This window comes from Methylobacter psychrophilus (genome assembly GCF_025583945.1).
GTDB classification, from domain to species: Bacteria; Pseudomonadota; Gammaproteobacteria; order Methylococcales; family Methylomonadaceae; genus Methylobacter_C; species Methylobacter_C psychrophilus.
Genome location: NZ_JAOEGU010000001.1, coordinates 73,304 through 94,218 on the forward strand (window position 1 = coordinate 73,304; position 20,915 = coordinate 94,218).

Here is a 20,915-nt window from a genome sequence, read left to right on the forward strand (position 1 = left end):
GCTTTTCCGTGTTATTGAACAGCACCGATCCCCGAGAGGTAGAATTGTTTATGTTTGTACGTCTTAATATTTTTCCTGATGAATAAACTCATAGTCCCTGTCAAGCCGGTAAAGGTCAGCCTTGAGGTTAGTACAGAAGTTAAGCAGGCAAAAGTTAAGGTCGGGATAAATCCTGAACCCAAGCTGCCAAATACCAAATCTGAGGCTACTCCTAAACGTAAGTCGGTGAAGGTTAAAACTGAGGCTGTCCCTGAAGGTAAGCTGACGGATTCTAAATCCGAACTTGACTTGGAGCCTGAGCCGACAAATATCAAATTAGAGGTTGGTCCTAAACGTAAGTCGGGGAAGGTCAAAACTGAGGCTGGCTCTAAACGTAAGCTGATGGATGCCAAGTCCGAGCTTGGCTTGGAATCTGAGCCGACAAATATCAAATCCGAAGCAAGTCCTAAACGTAAATCAGTGAAGGTCAAAGCTGAGGGAAGTCCTGAACGTAAACCTCGAGCTCCGTCGAAAAAACGTCAGGGATCAAAAAAAGTAATAAGCAAACCGCCCGTTGTTAATTTCAGGCACAGGCTGATTTGGATCAGTCTTGAGCTGCTAGGCTTGGCGATTATGGCTGTTTCAGCCATTGTGGTTATGTTGGGTTATTCGGCTAACTGGTTTTCAGGCACCCGTTTTTTTACCAGTTTGTTACCTTTTGCCATCGGTATTTTGCTCTTGATTGTGGTTGTAACCGGCTTGTTAATAGGCTGGTGGAAATTACGAAAATGGCTACATGGCAGGGCATTATTATTGCCTCCTATTTTGGCGGTTAGCCTTGCACTGATTATTGGCTGGTTTTTTATGCAGGATCAATTTTCCGAGGCTCGCGGCCATTTTCGCACACTGGTTGGCGGCAAGCAGGAAGCTGGCAGGGTGACATTGGCTCATCAGGTCTATGCAGCCTATCGTCGTTATGATTCAGCGCAATTGCTGCTTTTGATGCAACGCGCACAAACTTATCATCCGGATATTAAAGACGCTGCCAGGGAATTTGATATTGACCCTGATCTTTTGCAAGGTATCGCAGCGGCAGAGTCTTCTTTTTTGCCGCGTAATAGTGCTGATGGAGGGCGTGGCTTATTTCAAATTACCAAGGTACCAAAAACTGTCGTGGAGCAGGCGGGTAAACATTTGGCAGAGCATCAGCTGTCATTGCTTAATCCCCGGCATAATACCTTCCTTGCCGCCGCTACATTAAAATACTATCTAGCCCAAATGAATGATGATTTGTTTCTGGGTTTACTGGCCTATAATATTGGCCCTGCTAACGGTGGTCTAAAATTTATCATGCAACAGTATGGTGCGACTGATTTTTTTACCATACAGCCTTATTTGCAGCAATTACCACGAGATTATCCTATTCGTGTTTTATCTTATTCTCTTGCATTTAGATTATGGCAAAAAGAAGGCAAGCTACTGGCTTATGAAGAAGGCAAAAATGCCCGGCATATACAGAATATTGGCATACCTGGATTACTGACGGATTTTTAGGTTTTTTTGCACTAAGCATAAGTTACGAGCTTCGTAGGAGCGACGCCCTCGTCGCGAATTGAGGCGTTATTCGTTAATCGCGACGAGGGCGTCGCTCCTACAGCTCTGTATGTGGCGTAATTATTCCGCCTACAAGGCTTTTGATTTTCTTTGTGTTCTTCGTGTCTTCGTGGTTAATGGCCTTTAAATACCCCCCCGATTATTTCCCTACCACTGCGACTCGCCGGTTTCAGGATCGTACATTTCGTGGACAATTTTATGGCGGTTGGCAATTAATTCTTCGATGCTGGGGGAGTTGCTCATGGCACGCGAAATAGCCAGTTTCATGGCCTCGTAGTTGGTACGATATAAATCTTTACGATCCAGTTCAGGATTAGTTGCGCATTCTGGCGCTATCCATAGCATCGCAATAATACACAAATCATTGGCTTTATCGGCAGGAATAACACCGGCGATAACGCTGTCAATAACGGCATCGGCAACGGCCGATTGCACAGGACCACCGAATAAATTGATATAGGCAGAAGATTTCATGGTCACTTTGGGGACTATTATCGTCGCAGGCCGCACTTGCTGGTTGCAGGCACGAATAGCAAACATGCGGGTATGACCTTCAGTTTGTCCCATTAAATTTGCAAAGGCATTACCTGCGGGACCTTTGACACTGCCAATCAGTATTTCTGGCATGGCATCGGTGCCCTGGCCATCGCTGGAAAATACGGTTGCTTCACCGGTTCTAAACCAAATTGTATCGGACATTAAAAAACCTCAATAGAGTAGTAATAAACCAAGCATTTTATGATGGATGGTCAGGGTCGGCAAGCACGATTATGATAAAATGTCAGCTATTCAATTCAGCAAAATAACGTCACACTTAACCAGCCATGACTGATTGCTTTCCGATTAATAATAAAAAAGTATTACCGATATTTTCTACCACATTATTTTATTTATTGTATTACCTGGTTAGTACTTTTAAATTTGATGTGCAGATAGATATATCCGCTATTTTTTACGATTTTTTGTTGCAACTGGGCATCAGTTATATCCTTTTTTCATTATCAAAGCATATCTGGATTTTTTTGATTATTCAGGCGCTAATGATGGGGGTTTTGTATGTTGGTAATGCCGTAAAAATATCTTTTTTTGGCGGCCCGATTATGCCGGATGATGTTTACGCGCTTCGTTCCTTGCTCCTGATTCTTGAAGGTTGGCGGTTCATGGTTGTAGCCATACCGATGGCTGCCATCGCCAGTTTATTGTTGTTCAATTTTACCATGCGTCACCGGAGTGCCTATCTTGCCAGTTTGACGACAATTCTATTGGGGATTATCCTGGTTTATGAGCCTATATTGATACTTGACCCGCTGGATAAACACATGTGGTATTCAGTATGGGATCAACGTTCCAATTATTTGATGCGTGGCGCTACGTTTTATTCGTTGCAGGAAGGTGCACGCTATTTTGCTTCAGTTGATAAGTCACCCAATCTTGGCAAGGCTCAGATAGCTGCTGAAAACCTGTTAATTGCTGTGCCTGCCAAACCGTCTGTTGCGGACATCAAGCCCTTTACGCCTCGGAACATACACATTGTATTATTGGAATCATTTTGGGATCCTAATGAGTTAAAAAAAGCTGATTATAAGCAAAATCCATTGTCCCCCGAGTTTCGCAAGCTCTGGAAAAGTGCAGGTTATTCACACGCCCTGGATCCGGTATTTGGTGGTTATACCGCAAATTCAGAATTTGAAGTGTTATGTGGTTTTCCCGTGATGAAGGATGCTGTCAAGTTTGAACGTCAGTTACTTAACGATGTTCCCTGTTTACCCAATATTCTTGCCGATAAAGGCTATCGCACTGTTGTTTCTCATCCTAATGTACCGGTATTCTGGAATCGAATTAATTCCTATCGAAATCTGGGCTTCCAAACTTACTGGTCAATACAGGATTTTGTTCTGGATGATATGAATCGCGAATTTTTATCTGATACTTCGCTCTATCGCCAAGTGTTGGAAAAAATATCCGGGTCACTGGACGCAAAGCAACCGATTCTGGATTATATCGTAACTTATTTTGGACACTGGAATTATCCGCTCAGTGAAAGCCGTCCCGATAAGGTCAGTTCAACTTCCGAGGTTGAAGAAGTATCGACGTATGCCAATACCATCTATTACAAGTCGCGTGAGCTCATGGCGTTTTTAGATCAACTCAGGCAGCGTGACCCCGACGCTATTATCGTGGCTTTTGGCGATCATCTGCCTTTCTTGGGAGAAAATTTTGCGGGGTATGTAGATTCTGGTGTTCTTAACGACAATCGCAGTGAATTTACACCCGAGATGTTCAAGTTTTATGTCAGTACACCGATGATTATTATCGACGGAAAAAACGGGCCGGTTAAGTTTGGCAGTTTACCGCTTTATCAAGTGCCAAAGCTTTTACTCAATTTACTAAATTATAATGAGCCGACCATTATGGATTATGTCACCCCGTTGCCTGATATGCGGGTACGGCCATTACCCGGCTTACATATTGATTTACTTAACGACGGAAAAATTGAACTCTGTAAAGAGCCACCTTATTCACCTTCGTGCCTGGAATCGTCTCGCTGGCTACAGGATATATCAGTAGTCAGTAACGATTTATTCATCGGTCGTCAATATACACGCCCCAAACGTGGGCCTGCGCAACAAGCAGGGATTGTGCCTGCACCAGCAGTCCAACCGCCTGTCAATGTGCCGGATTAATAACGGTCTGGCTATTTTTGACTGACTTATTCTCCCGGATCAAGAGAATTTACTATTTTTTAATAGTCAGGGAACTTAACGCGTCTTTTTTAAACTAACCGTCCGTTATTGAAAAATTCAGCAACTCTTAGATCATCTAAAGTTGCCAATTCTTTAGCCTGACTAAATCTGTCAGCATAAAGAACCGGTGTATTGCTTGAAATGTCTCGTTTATTTCCTGCCTCCCGCTTTAACTCTCCGCTATTTTTTAGTTTTTTGTACCAATCCAAATAACAGGATTGCACTTTATTTTATTTTTACGACTTGCCTGCACGTTTTTCATCAATTGTTCTATACATTTACAGATAAATAATTCTATGTCGACAGATACCGTCCCTTCAAGGGATGTTATCTGTATGAGCTTACAGCGATGCTAATTGGGAATTTAATTTCTGAAAGTCTATATTGGCGAAGCTATTGTATCTGGAAGGTTGCTGGTATACCCAAAATTCTACCCGTTTTAATGAGTTAAATTACCCTTTATGTCACCACAAGTTACCCGTTTTGAAATGTTAACATCACCAAGTTCCGATAATAAACAGTCTGCCCGCGAAGATTTAATTCAGGCTGTTTCGAAATATGCACAAGCGGATTATCGGAAGGCTTTCTGGCAAATCCTTAATACTTTTGTTCCTTACCTCGCGCTATGGGCGTTGATGATTTTTTCGGTACTACAGGGTTTTCCTTATTGGATAACCCTATTGTTAACCATACCGGCTGCCGGTTTTTTGGTACGTATATTTATCCTTTTTCATGATTGCTGCCATGGCGCGTTTTTTCCTTCGCGCAGGGCAAATCGACTATTAGGTTACATTGCCGGTATTATGGCCTTTACGCCCTTTGAAGACTGGCAACGCACTCATGTCATTCATCATTCTGCATCAGGGGATCTGGATCGTCGCGGAGTGGGCGATATCTGGACGCTAACGGTAGATGAATATCTTGGCGCATCCTGGCTGAAGCGTTTTGCTTACCGATTTTTTCGTAATCCATTGTTGCTGTTTGGCATTATACCCACGGTTCTGTTTTTGATTCTGCAACGTTTTCCTAGCCAGGGAGCCAAAAAACGTGAGCGCCATAGTGTCTTCTTACCAATATTACACTTGCGTCTATCATTATCATAATGAGCTTGACGCTGGGTTTTCAAAACTACCTGTTGATTCAGTTGCCAATCATCATGATGGCAGCAAGTGCCGGGATGTGGTTGTTTTATGTCCAGCATCAGTACGAGGGGGTTTGCTGGATGCGCCATGAAAGTTGGGATTTGACTCGTGCAGGATTGGAAGGGAGTTCTTATTATAAATTACCCAAGGTGTTGCAATGGATAGTCGGTAACATCGGCTTGCATCACATTCATCACGTCAAGGCTAATATCCCCAACTATAATTTGCAACGTTGTTATAATGAAATAGAGGCCTTACAGATAGCAACTCCATTAACCTTACGTAAAAGCCTTAAATCGTTATGGCTAAATTTATGGGATGAGCAGAAGCAAAAACTGGTAAGTTTCCGCTCAATTAAAATGCTCCCACGCAAAAAAAATCAACCAGCGGTAAATTGACGCTATTATTGATTGGGTAAAGATTCAGGAAGCGTTAATGTCTATCCATTAACATAATCTTCGAAGTTAAAGCCATTACTGGTCGTTCGTGTTGAAGTATCGAAAACATTGACGCTTTGGTAATGGCTTTATTGATTATGAGATGTTTTTTAGAGCAAGGTCAGTCATTCAATTTTCTGGAGAAAATAAAATTCATGAATACACGTTCCGTTATTACTATTTTTAGTCTGCTGATGATTGTTGCAAAAAGTAGTGTTGCCAATCAATATACTCTTCCTGTACAGCTGGATTATAGCTTGATCAAAAAAGCGTTAATTACCCAGGTTTATAAAGGTGCAGGCAATACGGCAGAACTTTGGAATGACAAGCAGGGCTGTAGCTATTTAAAGCTTTCCGATCCGCAAGTTAGTGGACAAGCAGGTCAAATAAAACTGCTCAATAACCTTCAGGCACGTTTTGGAACCGGTATGGGCGGGCAATGTGTCACGATGTTTGAATGGAGTGGGGTTTTGGAAACCCTACAGCAGCCAACTATCAGTTCGGCCCAGTCTGTCCTGAGCTTGCCTATTAGCAAAGTGACAGCTACTGATACGAACGGTCGGTCAATAAGTAACAATCAAATTCAAGAATTGATTAACCGCTTTGTTAAACCCAAGTTGTCGGCCGTCAAAATTGATTTAAACGAATCGCGTGTAGATATTGAAAAAACAGTCACGGAATTTTTACCCAAAGAGAATGTAGCGGAAATCAAGGAGCTACTTAAGTCCTTAAAATTTAGCAGTGCTGATGCCAACAGTACTGGCGTTGCCATTAAACTGGATTTTACTGCACCGGCCAAATTGGTCGTTAAAAAATCGGCAGCGCCTTTAACTGATGCCGAACAACAACAATGGCAAGCCAGTTGGCAGGAGTGGGACAAGTTTTTGAGTAAAGCTATTCAACAGGCATCCGATGATACTCAATCACAGGAATTGCGCGATACCTTGATGGAGATTTTACTCGAATCGCGTAGTAGTTTTCAGGCGGGATTAAAAGAGCATGATGCTAATGGCGATGATCCGGTACGCGTGTTTTTTACCCATACCTGGCAACGTTTGGCACCTCAATTAAAAACGCTGGCCAAAGAGTTGCCAGAGATACAAGGTTTACGTTACATGACTTTTATAGCGGCTACCGATGTGATTTATGAGCTTGAAAATATAGGCGCACCTTTTGGGTTGGATATTTCCTCTGATGGCTTACGCAAGTTGGCGCGTATTCTGATCGCTGGTAAAGAGCAACATGCAGAAGCTAAATAAGCTTGGGATAATTTAAGACAAGCCACCACGAAGATACGAAGGACGCCAAGTTTTCAATAGCTTGAATAAAAGAGATTATTTTTCTTCGTGTCTTCGTGGTGAATAATCTTTGTAATCCGTTTTTCGATAATATAGACGCTTTCGTTGCTTACGCGACATTATTTTCTGTAGGGTGTGTCGTGCGCCTCTTGAAAGTTAAGACTCGCACTGTACGTCCTGCTTTAAGATCACTCTTTTAATACAGCATCACACCGTGCCGGTAGCACTAATGGTTTTGGTGGTGTTTTTGAAGGGGCCGGGTGTTTGGCTTCTTCCGTAAACCACCAGTTTAACCCGGCATCGCAACCATCGCCTTGTGGCAAGGCTTCTTGTCCCTGGCAGTATTTATTATCTTTTGGGCACTTAAGCCGAACGTGAAAGTGATCATCATGCTTCCACCAGGGGCGAATTTTTCTCAGCCAGCCCTCCGATGTGTGACGGATACAAAGTTCACGTTTAATGCTGGGGTTGACAAAAATCCTATCAACTTCAGGCATGCGTGCCGCAACTTCAAGCACTTTTTCATGAACCAGTGACCACTGGCTGTAGTTTATGGCATCCGATTGACCTGCAAGCACTGAAGGTGCGCTCCATGTTTCGCGTTCATTCAATGCCAGGGTTCGACTCGCGGCCTGTTTTGACAGTAAAAACCAAATATCAACGTCAAGACCGGATTGATGGCTACGATGTCCGCTTAAGGTCGGGCCGCCCCGAGGTTGTCCTAAATCGCCAATAAGCAACAATCCTAATTGCTGCGTAGCGGCAGTTTGTCCCAGTTTTTCAATAAACTGTTTTAAGTCCGGGTGACCGAAAGAGCGTTTTCTTGATAAACGCATCATTTGGTAACCGTTACCGTTAGCGGGTACAGAAACCGCACCGCTTATACAACCGGCATTATAAGTGCCTATACTCTGGCTAATAGAATAAGTTGGCTGAGTCACCATTGCCCACTGCTGTGCCAACGATGATGCCAGGCATTCAGACATGATTCCTGACAGCAAGAGTCCGGTAAAAAACAGTGCCTTAATTTTTAACATGGTATCTCCTGATATAACGCTGCACAAAATAAACAAAACTGATATTTTATACGATGATTAGTGGGCTTTTGTTTATGCTGCCGGTACACTGGAAAATGCCGGGTAAGATAAATATTTATGTTGGACATTTTAACAAAAAATTAAATAACAAAAGTGTCTCATTTATTATGAGATACAAAGAAAAACAGAATTCTTCGCTTGCTTTGTGGTGAGCTACGTAATCAAGATTTTTACTGGCAAGTTAATCCATTTGTCGCTACGGAGATACCATGAACAAAGCTCTTAAAAAAATAGAATTTACGTTGCTTTATGATGGGCTATGCCCGCTTTGTAGTAAAGAAGTCGCCTGGTTATATGTCAGAAATAAACACGAAAAGCTTGGGTTTCAAGATATTAATGACGCGGCTTTTGATCCGGTTGTTTACGGTAAAACGCACGATGAATTAATGGCAGAGATTCACGGGGTTTATCCTGATGGCCAGATTATCAAAGGCATGGGAGTATTTCGTGAAACGTATAAAGCAGTAGGTTTGGGATGGTTAATGGCTCCCACCGGTTGGCCATTATTAAAACCGTTGTTTGATTTGATTTATAAAGTGTTTGCAAAATACCGCGTGCCTTTGGCGCGGTTGGTCGCAGGCGATAAGTCCTGTGACTGTGGGAAGTAATGGAGCTATTGATTACTTCAATACTTAACTTGATAGAGGATAAACAGGATGACTACAAACCTTGCCATTGATGATGATTTAATAAATGAAGCACTAATAGTGGGACACTTTAAAACCAAGGAAGATACTGTGGTTACTGCGTTAAGAGAGTTTATATCTCGCCGTAAGCAATTAGAACTTATTGATTTATTCGGTCAATTTGATCCTGATCCAGATTATGACTATAAGCAGGGGCGATAGTCTTGAAAGTATTGGTTGATACCTGCATTTGGTCTCATGCACTCCGTTCAAAGAAACCTGAGTTTGAGGCTCAGGTAAAAAGCCTTAAAACATTAATAGCCGATCAGCGCGTGTTGATTATTGGCGCTATTCGACAGGAAGTGTTGTCAGGTTATAGTGATCTGAACAAGTTTGAGACCTTAAGATCAAAGCTGAATTATTTTGAAAATACGCCAATTCTGGATGATGATTATATTACTGCTGCCAAGTTTTATAATCAATGCCGCCAAAAAGATATACAGGGATCGCATATAGATTTATTAATCTGTGCTGTTGCGGTGCGCTTAAGCATTCCAATTTTTACGAGCGATAAGGATTTTGGTTTTTATCAGCAACATCTACCTATCGAGCTGTATTTAATAACTGCAGATTAAGTAATCTAAATAACTCTCTTCTCTGTTTCCGGTAACAAGCTATTTATATACTCCGCACGGTCACATTTGCGGTTTTCTGATCGGCCGTTTTATCTGATAGCCGCGGTGCAAAAACAGTTACATAGCCAGCTATGCGCCTGTTTTTGCACCTGCTCTCGAATAAAATAACCTATCATAAACTCCGTAAACATGATCGTACGGAGTATATTATCGGATTATTTGATAACCACACCAGAAAGCACATGTTAAGACTATTTCACACCGCAGACTGGCATCTTGGCCATAATTTACATGGTATATCACGGCATCTGGAACACCAGCTATTTTTGGACTGGTTGCTACTGGAGCTACAAAATAAACAGGCTGACGCACTGATTGTTGCCGGTGATATTTTTGATTCGGCAAATCCGTCAGCGGCCGCCCAGACCCAATTGTATGATTTTCTGGTTAAAGCCAGAACGCAGCAACCTGCTCTTAATATTGTCTTGATTGGCGGTAATCATGATTCTGCCAGTCGTCTTGATGCGCCGTCATCCATTCTTGATGCCTTGGGCGTTACCGTAGTCGGTGGCTTGGTACGTGATGATGGCGTTATAAACTGGGATAGACTGCTTGTACCACTAAGCAATGCCGCAGGTGATAGTAAAGTTTGGTGCGGTGCCATGCCGTTTTTGCGTAATGCGGACTTGCGAGCCGATGACCAAGAAGACGAACCGTTAATTGCCGGCGTTAAAGCGCTTTATACAGAATTGTTTACTGCCTTACAGGCCAAGGCAACGCAGGGTGAAGCGCTTATTTTGACGGGACATTGCTATATGGTGAATGGTTGTGTGTCAGAACTCAGTGAACGCAAAATATTGGGCGGTAACCAGCACGCCTTACCGGTTGAATTATTTCCGAAAGACATCGCCTACGTGGCTTTAGGTCATTTACATCTGGCGCAAAAGGTTGGCGCTAATGAGCATATTCGTTACAGCGGTTCGCCTATTCCCTTGTCCTTTGATGAAAGCCATTATCAGCATCAAGTGCTTCAAGTGGATATTAAAAAAGATCAGCCGGTGGAAACCGTTGCCATTAAAATTCCCCGTAGTATTGATCTGTTAAGGATCCCTAACAGCAAAGATTTTGCCGCGCTGTCAACGGTGCTTGAACAACTGGAGGCGATGGATTTTAATGATGACTTGCCGCCAGAGCAAAGACCGTTGGTTGAATTAAGAATCAAACTGGAAAAGCCGGAGCCTGGCTTGCGGCAACAAGTTGAAGAAGTCATTGCCAAATTACCGGTGCGTTTATTAAAAATCTCGACCGCTTACAGTGGCAGTAATAAAAGTCTTGCCGATATAACCATTGAAGAAAGGCTGGAAGAGTTACAACCGCTGGATGTATTCCAGCGTTGTTATCAAAACAAATTTGATCAGGAAGCCCCGGAAAATATGAATACGTTATTTAATGAATTGCTGGAAAATTTCAGGGCCAAGCAATAATGCGTATTCTGGCGATTAGAGGAAAAAACCTGGCCAGTCTTGCGGAGCCGTTTGAGATTTTATTGGATGAAGGCCCGTTGCAACCAGCCGGTTTGTTTGCGATTACCGGTGCTACGGGTGCAGGTAAAAGCACCATTCTGGATGCCTTATGTCTGGCTTTATATGACAAAATGCCGCGTTTGCCGGATGGTCATGGTTTTGCGGTAGGGCACAGGGATGAAGATGAAAGTTTGCGCGTTAACAGTACCGATGTGCGCTCTATCTTGCGTCGCGGCACCAGCACCGCTTATGCCGAAGTTGATTTTATCGGCAAAGACAAGCATCACTATCGGGCGCGCTGGGAAGTGAGTAAAGCACGAGGTAAAGCTAACGGCAGGTTGCAGGCGCAGGAAGTCATACTGAGCAAGATTGATAGCGGCCAGCGGATTGGACAGGGTAAAAGAAACACCCTGGAAGCCATCAGTGAATTAATTGACCTTAATTTCGATCAATTTCGTCGTTCTGTGTTGTTGGCTCAAGGTGATTTTGCTGCTTTTTTAAAAGCCAAAAAAGACGAACGTTCCAGTTTGTTGGAACGTATAACCGGCACTGATATTTATTCCGAACTGTCAATTGAAGCTTTTGAGCGAGCCAGAACAGAAAAAGAAGCCTTAAACCGGATTACCGGTCTTATGCAGAACCAGCTTCCGTTGGAGCGCGAGGCGCGTTTAATTCTTGAGCAGCAGCGGGATCAATTTAGTCAGCAATTAATTGAACTGGATTTGCAAATTAGTGGCAATCAAAAAATCATCGACTGGTATGTTTTACTTAAAAAATACCGGCAAGCCCAACAGTTAGCTATTGACGTTCACGCGACTCAGCAACAGCATTGGAACAGTGCTGAAGCTGATCGCCTGTTGATCCAAAAAATTGAAGCTGTGCAGCCGTTAAGGCCGTTGTTAAGCCATTATAAAACGGCAAACGATGATTATCTGGCAGCAGAAAAAACGCTTAACAATACCAGTCAGTTGCAAATAACCGCTGAAAGCTCCCTGCAAACGATCAAAGCCCAACTAACCCTTTTGTTTGACCAATTGCAAGTCGCTGAACAGCAACAACAGCAAGCGCAACCGTTGTTAAAAAAGGTACGGGATTTGGATACCCGTCTTGATGTTGTTGAAAACGCCATTAATACCCTGACAGCTGAAGAACTCCAGCTAAATAAGGCTCTGCAAACTGCCCGGCAACAACACCAATCTTTACTAAAACAACAGGCTGAAAAAGCCACAACTCTGGCACAATTAACCGCTTGGCTGGAGCAAAATCAGGCACTTAAACCCATCGCTGCCGAGTGGAATCGCTGGGAAGGCGAGCTGGAACGTTATCAACGTCTCAATGCCGAGAAAACTACTGAGGCTTTACAAGCTCAAAACTTAAAAGGACTGGCTCATAAAAACGAGCTGGCTCTTGCAAGCTTAAAAATAGCGATTGATGAAAATCGCCAGCAACAGAAACAGCAGTTAACGAAGCTTGAGCAATTGAAAGGGCAGGGCAGTGAACAGTCGCTTGAGGTTTTGTATCAACAAAAAGAGACACTTGAGGATAGCGTACTATTGTTGAATAGTGCGTTGGGTTTGGCAACTCAGGCACTGGAATTACAACAGGGTATAAAACAGGATACCGAGAATCTAATCGCTACCGAGCAGCTTATTAGCAGTGTGACTGAACAATTACAAACAGTCACGGGGCAACAACATAGTAACGAGCTGGTGCTTGAGGAAGCCAAAAAAGCGCTGGACTTGATTCAGGCAAGTACCCATAAAAATGCCGGGCAATTTCGCCAGTTATTAATTAAAGATCAACCTTGTCCGGTTTGTGGTGCGCTTGAACATCCCTGGAAAGACCAGGATAGTATTGACAGTAACTTATCTCCAAGCTCGGAATTTGGAACAATAGCCGCTTTCTTTAATGAACAAATAACTGCCCAGTCAGGCCGGGTTAAGGAGTTGCAAAGCCTGAAAGAAACGTTCATTAAAAGTAGTGCAGAATTAAATAAAACGCTGGTTCATGAGCGGGAGACTCAACAACTTTATGCAACATCTTTACCGCAAGCACAGGTAAAGCTGGAATTATTAGGCAATGAGTGGCGTGCTTTAGACTTTACTGATAAACCGGATGATTTACTTACCGATGCTGCACTTTTACCGTTACTGAATACGCATAATGAAAAACTATTGAGTGCGTTGGTGCTTATCAAAGCCCAAGAAAAAACCGCTCTTGAATTACAAAAGCAGATAAAAACCGCCCAAGAAAGCTTTGATACAACCAAGCTGAAAACAGAAAATTTGGCTAACGACTATACCGGACTGGATAAGCAGCTTGCCAAGTACAAAGCGGATCTTGATCATATCAGCACCACTATTTTGCAACAAGAAAAACAACTACAAGCCATTATTGAGCTATTACAGGTGCCGTTTGCACAACTGGAAAACTGGCGGGGTTATTTACAAAGTTCCTTTACTGAATTGACGGAGAAGGTGCAAAAATTTCAGCAAACCGAGTTGGCGCTTGCCAGCGAAACAACTGCGCTGCTTGACATCAATCAAGATGAAAAACTGATTGCGCAGACTTTGACACAGTGCCTGCAATATTATCAAGACAAACAAACTGAAACCAAGGGTAAATCGCAAGAAAAACTGGCCTTGTCAACCCAGCGTGATGGCTTGTTGCCGAAGGATGCTTCGGGAGCCGGATTATCAGCGGACAGTTTCGAGCAAACTATTAATCAAGCGCTACTGAACGCAAAAGCTGCTCATCAACAAGCCGGTAATACTTCCATGCAACTGGAAAAGGAGTTGGCCAGCCTGCAACAACAGCAACAGCACTGGCAACTTGAGGCTACGCGTAGACAAAATAACCGGGAAACGGCATTAACCACACTTAATGCGGCGCTGGAAAAACACAGTATTACTGTTGAGCAGTTAACCGAATTACTCAAACACGACGAAGCCTGGTTGACCGAACAGAAAACCAAGATGCAGGTTTTGGAGCAGGCTTTGCAGGAATCGACGACTTTGTTAAAAATCAAAGCCGAAGACTGTCGTCAACATGAAAGTCAGGCAGTTGAGATAACCGAGGAAATCGCCAACCAAACAGCGGCTGAATTACAGTTGCAACAACAAAATCTGGGTTCACAGAAAGAAGAACAAGTCTTGTTGCTTCGGGAAGATGATAAAAAGATTGCCGCCAGTAGCCATCTAAAAGTCGAGCTGGAAACCCAACAAAATTGCTGGCAACAATGGGAAAGTCTGAATGAATTGATAGGCTCCAGCAATGGCGCAAAATTTCGGGTATTTGCCCAGAGCTTAACCCTGGAAGCCTTGCTGGCGCACAGTAATCAACATCTTGAAGACTTTGCCAAACGCTACCACTTACAGCGCGTACCTGGTAGTGATCTGGAATTGCAGATTATAGATCGTGATATGGCTGATGATGTACGCAGCGTACATAGCTTGTCCGGTGGCGAAAGTTTTCTGGTCTCGCTGGCTTTGGCCTTGGGATTGGCATCGCTATCCTCCAACAGAACCCAGGTTGAATCGCTGTTTATTGACGAAGGCTTCGGCAGCCTTGATCCTGAAACGCTGGATATCGCTATCGCCAGTCTGGATACCCTGCAAGCCTTGGGCAGAAAAGTCGGTATTATCTCGCATGTGCCTATTCTGGTTGAACGTATTGGTGCTAAAGTCGTGGTTGAAAAACAGGGCGGGGGACGAAGTAGTGTTGTGGTTGTTGGGGGATATTAAATTGCTATTTGGTATGCAAGCTATGCAGTCATACCCATTCTAGGCGCTATACTAAAGGTTAAAAATGTTTGAATTCAAGCACGAAAAATTGGCTCCACTATCCGTTTTTGTCAAAAGAATGGCAGTTTCTGCTGCGATGGCGGGCATCCTGATTGCCGTTGCTTTATTGATTGGGATTATGGGCTATCATCACCTTGCCGGACTTGATTGGGTTGATTCCATTCTGGAGGCTTCCATGATTCTAGGCGGAATGGGGCCTGTTAATCCGCTGGTTACAACGGGAGCAAAAATGTTTGCTGCCGGTTATGCCCTTTTTAGCGGGCTGGTATTTATAGCCATAATGGGGATTGTGGTTGCACCCATAACGCATCGGATGCTCCATCAATTTCATATTGACGATGAGGATTTGAAACGATGAAGTTTGGCTCTCACTTGAAGTAAATTTGTTCCGGAATTTACTGATTATTGCAAGATTTTGGACAGTTTTGCTTTGCTTTGATTAAAATCAACTATCGTAATGTGCATCGTAAACTAATTTCTACTATGTTCTTCAACGCACAGATCAAGTTTGGTATTGCGTGTAGAATCTGCAACCAGCGATCAGAAATAGTACTGTGTACTTCATTCATGACCAACTTATCAGGAGCAGTAGTATTGCCCCTTTAAGTGGCGAAGTTGTTCATGTTGATAAAAGTCCTGCTTTATTTAATGGGCCAGCAGTGCTAAAGTAATGACTTATCAAATTGCTGGGTATTTATTTTTAATAGCCGGTAGTAAAATCGATTTTTTAACCCTTTTATTGAGGACTCTCAAATGGCTTTCGAACTTCCTGCTTTACCTTATGCTAAAAATGCATTGGCACCACATATTTCAGAAGAAACTTTAGAGTACCATTATGGTAAGCATCACCAAACTTATGTGACCAATCTGAATAACCTTGTTCCAGGCACCGAGTTTGACGGCTTGTCTCTGGAAGAAGTTATGGTTAAATCTTCAGGCCCCATTTTTAATAATGCAGCACAAGTCTGGAATCACAGCTTTTATTGGAATTGCCTGACTCCAAATGGCGGCGGCGAAGCAACAGGTGAATTAGCGACTGCAATTAACGCTACCTTTGGTTCTTTTGCAAAATTTAAAGAAGAATTTACCAAATGTGCAGTAACCACTTTTGGTTCAGGTTGGGCATGGTTGGTCAAAAATGCTGATGGCAGTTTGGCATTGGTAAGCACCAGCAACGCTGCTTGCCCGTTAACCGCAGGACAAACGCCTTTATTGACTTGTGATGTTTGGGAACACGCTTATTACATTGATTACCGTAATGCACGTCCAGCCTATCTGGAAGCATTTTGGGCATTAGTTAACTGGGATTTTGCTCAAGCAAATTATTCAGCTTAATTCAATAAAAAAGCCTTCTGTATCTTTTGATGCAGAAGGCTTTTTGCACTACTGAAGGTTTGGGTTAATGGTTGTTGTCATTTGTTCAAAACCTTTAATGCAAAAATATTTTATCGATAGTTGCTTTAATAACTGCCGCCATAAAATTTATCACAGGTAAAAATCATGATTAAAAAGCTGATGCTTTTAGGGGCTTTTCTACCTGCAATCGTTTGTGCCGAAGTTTCAATACCTGAGCAAATTAAACCACCTGTTGGCAATCTTCCTGTTTTAACGGTGGATGCGAAAGGCGATCAGATTTATCAATGCTCATTAAACGACAGCGTTTATTCCTGGCAATTACGGGCACCTGATGCGAAATTAGTTGATAACCAAGGACAGCTTGTCGGTAAGCATTATGCCGGCCCCGTTTGGGAATACAAGGATGGTAGCCAAGTCGTGGGACGCGTGCTTAATAAAATCGATGTTGCACCAGAGACTTCTATTTCTTGGTTACTGGTTGAGATAGTATCGCATAAGGATAAGGGTTTATTTTCGGACGTGAGCTTTATTAACAGGGTTAACACTCACGGGGGTTTGGCGCCTGTGTCGGGATGTGATTCAAATCATCTGGGTGCTGAAAAACGCGTGGCTTATACCGCTAATTATATTTTTTATACTAAGCATTAAGTTTTAGTTCCCTTAGTTTCATCAACGCATAGACTGATTCCAAATAAGGTGTTTCTATGCCTTCTCGTCTCGCTGCCCGTACCGCATTGCCTATGATGGCTTCAGTTTCCATCGGCTGAACGTTTTCATAATCCAGTAACATGCTGGTTTTATACGGAGGCATTTTATAAGTGTGTTCTATATTAACGTCAACTATATTATCACGCAGTTGATGGCCTGTCGCTTTGGCTATACGGCAAACTTCCTGCATAATACTGCGTACAAAAGCTTCCTGAGATTGCAGGATAGCCAGCGTTGGTAAGCCTCCTGATAGTACCGACAAAGGATTAAAGGGCGCGTTCCAGACACATTTTTTCCAGCGTTCGGTGACAATAGCTTCGGTCGTAGTGCATTCAATTCCCGCTTGTCTGAATAACTCACAAAGGTATGCGGTTTTATCACTAACAAAGCCCGGTAAGTTACCTAAAGCCAGTCGGCCATAAGCCAGATGTAATATTTCACCTTTCCCTGTTCGATTGGAACAAATAAAGGCCAGGCCGCTAATGATTTCATTATCAGGAAAAGCGTCAACAATTTCCTGCTCAATCTCTACGCCGTTCTGGATAAACACAATTGCGGTATTGGCGCTCACTGCCTGGCGTATCAATGCCACCCGATCCACTGAGGGGATGACCTTGGTGCAAAGTAAAACGTAATCGGCTGTACCTTGATAATCGGCGGTATTTTTTAGAACTTGTGACGGAGTAAAAGTCCAGGTTCCCAATATATGACTATTAATATTAAAGCCATGTTGTTTGACCTGTTCATAATCAGAACGACAGACGACAGCAACTTCTGCGCCTGCTTTTTCAAGTAATGCACCGTAAAATGCGCCAATTGCTCCGGCTCCAATAATGAGGACTTTAGTCGTCATGAGGTTCTTCGCGTAGAATTTGTCTTAAAAACGGGAGGGTTAATTTACGTTTGGCAGCCAGTGACGCCTTATCCAGTCTTGTTAGCAGCACCCATAATGAAGACAAGTTTCTGTCATAATGCGTGAGTAGAAAGCGACCGGCTTTAGGCGATATCTCAAAGCCCATTTGGTCGGCTTTAAAGATTAACGCAGTAATTCTGTCATCATCAGATAAGGGCGGTATTTTTAGGGTCAGTCCCCAGTTAAGACGGGTTTTAAGGTCGGGTAACCGGATGGCAATTTCATTGGGTGGACAGGCTGCCGATAAAATAAGAGTGTGGTCCTGATCACGATGCAGATTAAAGAAATTAAAAAAAGCCGTTTCCCACACAGAATCACCGGCAATGTGTTCAATATTATCGAAACAAACGATATCAAACTTATCCAGTCCTTTTAATAACGCAGGATCAGGCAGTTCCGAGGGCGATAGTGCAAAATAGAATGAGCTCAGTTGCAGGCTTTGTGCCTGATGACAACAGGCTTGGAGCAAATGACTTTTACCCAGTCCTGCTTGGCCCCAGAGAAAAATCTGCGACTCACCGTTACCGGTAATACTTTTTTGTAAGTGATCAATTATTTCCACATTACTACCGGGGAAAAAATCATCAAAAGTCTGGTTGGCCCTAAACTCGAAGTGTAATGGCTGTTGTTTTGTTCTGGTCATCCCTGTTTTCCTGAAAAGTGTACATAGAGTGTTGTGCCCAAAAACAACATGACACTAAGGATGAGTTCCAAACAGGGATACAGGCGGTTAGTCGTGCTGGCATAAGTTTCTATCGAGCCATGTAAAAAATATATCATGCTGACATAAGCCATCCAGTTACAACTTCTGCGGTTACGGTTTAAAAAACCCCGTAATGGCAGTAACAATGGTGTCACGGTGATTAATAACATTACGGCAACGGGAAAGCGGGTGGAGGGCACCAACACCGTATTCCAGAGCATTAATAAGGCAAACAGACCAAAAAAACCGGCCAATGCCATCGTGTGATAATAAACGGGTTTTATATTCATTAATTATAATTCAAGCCTGTTTTAAAAGGAGTGCCGTTTTAGCCAAACGTGTTCCAAGCGCCATACATAGTTTTTTTTCATGATCCGTTAAGCCGGAATGCTCTAAAGATAAATGACTCGGGCCATAAGGTGTTCCGCCTGAGGTGGTTTCACGCAAGGCCGTTTCCGTGTAAGGCAAACCCAATAACAGCATGCCGTGATGTAGCAATGGTAGCATCATCGATAATAACGTGCTTTCCTGCCCGCCATGCATACTGCCTGTTGACGTAAATACGCCGGCAGGTTTACCGGCTAAGGCACCGGAAAACCATATTTCTGTGGTGCCATCAATAAAGTATTTGAGTGGTGCTGCCATATTGCCAAAATGAGTGGGGCTACCTAATGCCAGGCCATCACAGTGTTTTAAGTCTTCCAGCGTTGCGTAGATTGCGCCATGAGCAGGAATACTCTCTGCTGTTTTTTCACAAACGCTGGAAATATCCGGCACCGTTCTTATAACCGCTTCAGCCCCTTTCACTGCATCGACACCGCGAGCGATATGATTGGCCATTTCTGCGGTTGCGCCATTGCGGGAGAAATAAAGAACCAGGATTTTTGTCATAACAATAAGTTTTAGGGATTATAAAATAGTAAGTATAGCTTCCGGTGGACGGCCGATAGCCGCTTTGCCGTTAGCAACAACAATCGGGCGTTCAATGAGTATCGGATTATTGACCATTCCGTTAATGAGCGCTTGTCGGTCCAGAGCTTTGTCATCCAAACCACTGGTTTTGTAGGCGGCTTCTTTTTTACGTATCAAGTCACGCGGTTCCATACCCAGTTTTTGTAAAATATCATCAAGTTCTTCTGCACTGGGAGGTGTTTTAAGATATTCAATAACTTCTGCTTCAACGCCTTGCGCTTGTAATAATTGTAAGGTTTGACGTGATTTGCCGCAACGCGGATTGTGATAAATTTTTACACGCATAATGACATACCGACAGGGCACAAGATTTCAATAAAAGAAAGACGTTATAATAACATTTTTAACAAAATATACGCTTGAAAACCATTCTGATTTTAATGGGTGGGTTGGTTAAATAATTTAAGTATTTATTAATAAAGGCAGAATAGTGACAGTAACAAATAGTAAAGAACGGGTAATGGATCGAATTAAGCAATATTGGTTATTATCACGGTTTGACCGGCCTATTGGTATTCTGATTTTATTGTGGCCGGCCTTATGGGCGCTTTGGGTTGCCAGTGACGGCAAGCCTGATTTACCGGTATTAAGCGTTATTTGTTTGGGCGTAGTACTGATGCGGGCTGCCGGTTGTGTGATTAACGATTATGCGGACAGGGATTTTGATCCTCATGTAGAGCGCACCCAACAACGCCCGATTGCTGCCGGCAAGGTGACGCCTAAAGAAGCCCTTATTCTTTTTGTTGTATTATGCCTGTGCGCTTTTGGCCTGGTATTGTTGCTTAATATTTATACTATTTTATTGTCCTTCATCGCGGCATTTCTGGCGGCCAGTTATCCTTTTATGAAGCGCTACACGCAGTTGCCGCAAGCTTATTTAGGGATTGCTTTTGGCTGGGCGGTGCCGATGTCTTTTTCTGCACAAATTAATGCTATTCCTGCAGTGGCGTGGGTGATGTATTTGGCCGTGGTGTTGTGGGCGCTGGTTTATGACACCATGTATGCGATGGTTGATAAAGACGATGATATTAAGATAGGCGTTAAATCAACGGCGATTCTTTTTGGCGTTTACGATCGTCATATCATGGCGATTTTGCAGATTATTATTATAGGCTTACTGATTGCCGTGGGGCAGATGCAGCAGTTGAGCTGGCCTTATTATAGCGGCGTATTAGTGGCGGCAGGATTATCCATTTATCAACAAAAATTGATTTTCCATCGCGAGAAAACCCTGTGCTTTAAAGCCTTTTTAAATAATAACTGGTTTGGTATGGCGGTATTTGTTGGGCTAATGATGGATTATTGGTTGCGTTGAAATAAAACTTTAACATCACCCAAATCTCTCATATGGCTAATCTTTGTGTA

The 20,915-nt window shown here is 43.0% G+C and carries 21 protein-coding genes; 14 read left to right on the forward strand and 7 right to left on the reverse strand.

What is annotated here, in order from left to right; all coding sequences use genetic code 11:
• Window positions 1-78: 78 nt before the first annotated feature.
• Window positions 79-1,533 carry a transglycosylase SLT domain-containing protein gene (locus N7974_RS00275; RefSeq protein WP_262963714.1) on the forward strand — a complete coding sequence of 485 codons (1,455 nt, stop codon included), beginning with the start codon at window positions 79-81 and terminating at the stop codon, window positions 1,531-1,533.
• Window positions 1,534-1,740: 207 nt separating this feature from the next.
• Here N7974_RS00275 and fae read toward each other — a convergent pair whose 3' ends face one another.
• On the reverse strand, window positions 1,741-2,292 hold the full coding sequence (gene fae / locus N7974_RS00280; protein WP_262963715.1) for a formaldehyde-activating enzyme: 552 nt from the start codon (window positions 2,290-2,292) through the stop codon (window positions 1,741-1,743).
• 125 nt (window positions 2,293-2,417) lie between these two features.
• On the opposite strand from fae, the gene N7974_RS00285 reads away from it, so the two are divergent.
• The 4 genes from N7974_RS00285 (at window position 2,418) to N7974_RS00300 (ending at window position 7,175) form a co-directional block, all read left to right on the forward strand.
• A complete protein-coding gene (locus N7974_RS00285; RefSeq protein WP_262963716.1) occupies window positions 2,418-4,277 on the forward strand; it encodes an LTA synthase family protein in 1,860 nt (619 codons plus the stop codon).
• 521 nt (window positions 4,278-4,798) lie between these two features.
• Complete coding sequence (locus N7974_RS00290; protein ID WP_262963717.1) at window positions 4,799-5,440, forward strand: fatty acid desaturase; 642 nt, start codon at window positions 4,799-4,801, stop codon at window positions 5,438-5,440.
• On the forward strand, window positions 5,440-5,877 hold the full coding sequence (locus N7974_RS00295) for a fatty acid desaturase (RefSeq protein WP_262963718.1): 438 nt from the start codon (window positions 5,440-5,442) through the stop codon (window positions 5,875-5,877). The genes N7974_RS00290 and N7974_RS00295 overlap by 1 nt, the downstream gene beginning before the upstream one ends.
• A 194-nt stretch (window positions 5,878-6,071) precedes the next feature.
• Window positions 6,072-7,175, forward strand: coding sequence for a hypothetical protein (locus tag N7974_RS00300; protein ID WP_262963719.1), 1,104 nt, complete (start codon window positions 6,072-6,074; stop codon window positions 7,173-7,175).
• Window positions 7,176-7,402: 227 nt separating this feature from the next.
• Here the strand turns inward: N7974_RS00300 and mepA are convergent, their stop codons facing one another.
• On the reverse strand, window positions 7,403-8,251 hold the full coding sequence (gene mepA / locus N7974_RS00305; RefSeq protein WP_262963720.1) for a penicillin-insensitive murein endopeptidase: 849 nt from the start codon (window positions 8,249-8,251) through the stop codon (window positions 7,403-7,405).
• A 269-nt stretch (window positions 8,252-8,520) separates the two neighbouring features.
• Between mepA and N7974_RS00310 the strand changes: the two genes are divergently transcribed.
• The 8 genes from N7974_RS00310 to N7974_RS00345 all read left to right on the forward strand — a co-directional run bounded on the left by N7974_RS00310 (window position 8,521) and on the right by N7974_RS00345 (window position 16,902).
• Entirely contained in the window at window positions 8,521-8,919 is a 399-nt protein-coding gene (locus tag N7974_RS00310; RefSeq protein WP_262963721.1) for a thiol-disulfide oxidoreductase DCC family protein, read from the forward strand.
• A 48-nt stretch (window positions 8,920-8,967) separates the two neighbouring features.
• Entirely contained in the window at window positions 8,968-9,159 is a 192-nt protein-coding gene (locus N7974_RS00315) for a type II toxin-antitoxin system VapB family antitoxin (RefSeq protein WP_262963722.1), read from the forward strand.
• 2 nt (window positions 9,160-9,161) lie between these two features.
• On the forward strand, window positions 9,162-9,572 hold the full coding sequence (gene vapC / locus N7974_RS00320; RefSeq protein WP_262963723.1) for a type II toxin-antitoxin system VapC family toxin: 411 nt from the start codon (window positions 9,162-9,164) through the stop codon (window positions 9,570-9,572).
• Between the two features lie 242 nt (window positions 9,573-9,814).
• Complete coding sequence (locus N7974_RS00325) at window positions 9,815-11,056, forward strand: exonuclease SbcCD subunit D C-terminal domain-containing protein (RefSeq protein WP_262963724.1); 1,242 nt, start codon at window positions 9,815-9,817, stop codon at window positions 11,054-11,056.
• Entirely contained in the window at window positions 11,056-14,838 is a 3,783-nt protein-coding gene (locus N7974_RS00330; RefSeq protein WP_262963725.1) for an AAA family ATPase, read from the forward strand. Before N7974_RS00325 ends, N7974_RS00330 begins: the two co-directional genes overlap by 1 nt.
• Before the next feature lie 64 nt (window positions 14,839-14,902).
• Entirely contained in the window at window positions 14,903-15,256 is a 354-nt protein-coding gene (locus N7974_RS00335) for a hypothetical protein (protein ID WP_243221194.1), read from the forward strand.
• A gap of 395 nt (window positions 15,257-15,651) precedes the next feature.
• Window positions 15,652-16,233, forward strand: a complete 582-nt coding sequence (gene sodB, locus N7974_RS00340) for a superoxide dismutase [Fe] (protein ID WP_243221195.1) — start codon at window positions 15,652-15,654, stop codon at window positions 16,231-16,233.
• A gap of 165 nt (window positions 16,234-16,398) precedes the next feature.
• Window positions 16,399-16,902: a DUF3455 domain-containing protein gene (locus N7974_RS00345; protein ID WP_262963726.1), complete on the forward strand. Its 504-nt coding sequence runs from the start codon at window positions 16,399-16,401 to the stop codon at window positions 16,900-16,902.
• On the opposite strand, the gene N7974_RS00350 is transcribed toward N7974_RS00345, so the two are convergent.
• Genes N7974_RS00350 through arsC form a run of 5 tightly spaced genes read right to left on the reverse strand, consistent with a single transcriptional unit; the run spans window position 16,892 to window position 19,835 of the window.
• A complete protein-coding gene (locus tag N7974_RS00350; protein WP_262963727.1) occupies window positions 16,892-17,815 on the reverse strand; it encodes a ketopantoate reductase family protein in 924 nt (307 codons plus the stop codon). The genes N7974_RS00345 and N7974_RS00350 overlap by 11 nt on opposite strands.
• Window positions 17,805-18,518, reverse strand: a complete 714-nt coding sequence (gene hda, locus N7974_RS00355; protein ID WP_262963728.1) for a DnaA regulatory inactivator Hda — start codon at window positions 18,516-18,518, stop codon at window positions 17,805-17,807. The genes N7974_RS00350 and hda overlap by 11 nt, the downstream gene beginning before the upstream one ends.
• Window positions 18,515-18,868, reverse strand: coding sequence for a DUF2069 domain-containing protein (locus N7974_RS00360; RefSeq protein WP_262963729.1), 354 nt, complete (start codon window positions 18,866-18,868; stop codon window positions 18,515-18,517). Before N7974_RS00360 ends, hda begins: the two co-directional genes overlap by 4 nt.
• Window positions 18,869-18,878: 10 nt before the next feature.
• Complete coding sequence (gene wrbA, locus N7974_RS00365; RefSeq protein WP_262963730.1) at window positions 18,879-19,469, reverse strand: NAD(P)H:quinone oxidoreductase; 591 nt, start codon at window positions 19,467-19,469, stop codon at window positions 18,879-18,881.
• Window positions 19,470-19,487: 18 nt separating this feature from the next.
• Window positions 19,488-19,835, reverse strand: coding sequence for an arsenate reductase (glutaredoxin) (arsC, locus tag N7974_RS00370; RefSeq protein WP_262963731.1), 348 nt, complete (start codon window positions 19,833-19,835; stop codon window positions 19,488-19,490).
• 175 nt (window positions 19,836-20,010) lie between these two features.
• Here arsC and ubiA point away from each other — a divergent pair, with 175 nt between their 5' ends.
• A complete protein-coding gene (gene ubiA, locus N7974_RS00375; protein WP_262963872.1) occupies window positions 20,011-20,865 on the forward strand; it encodes a 4-hydroxybenzoate octaprenyltransferase in 855 nt (284 codons plus the stop codon).
• Window positions 20,866-20,915: the final 50 nt, after the last annotated feature.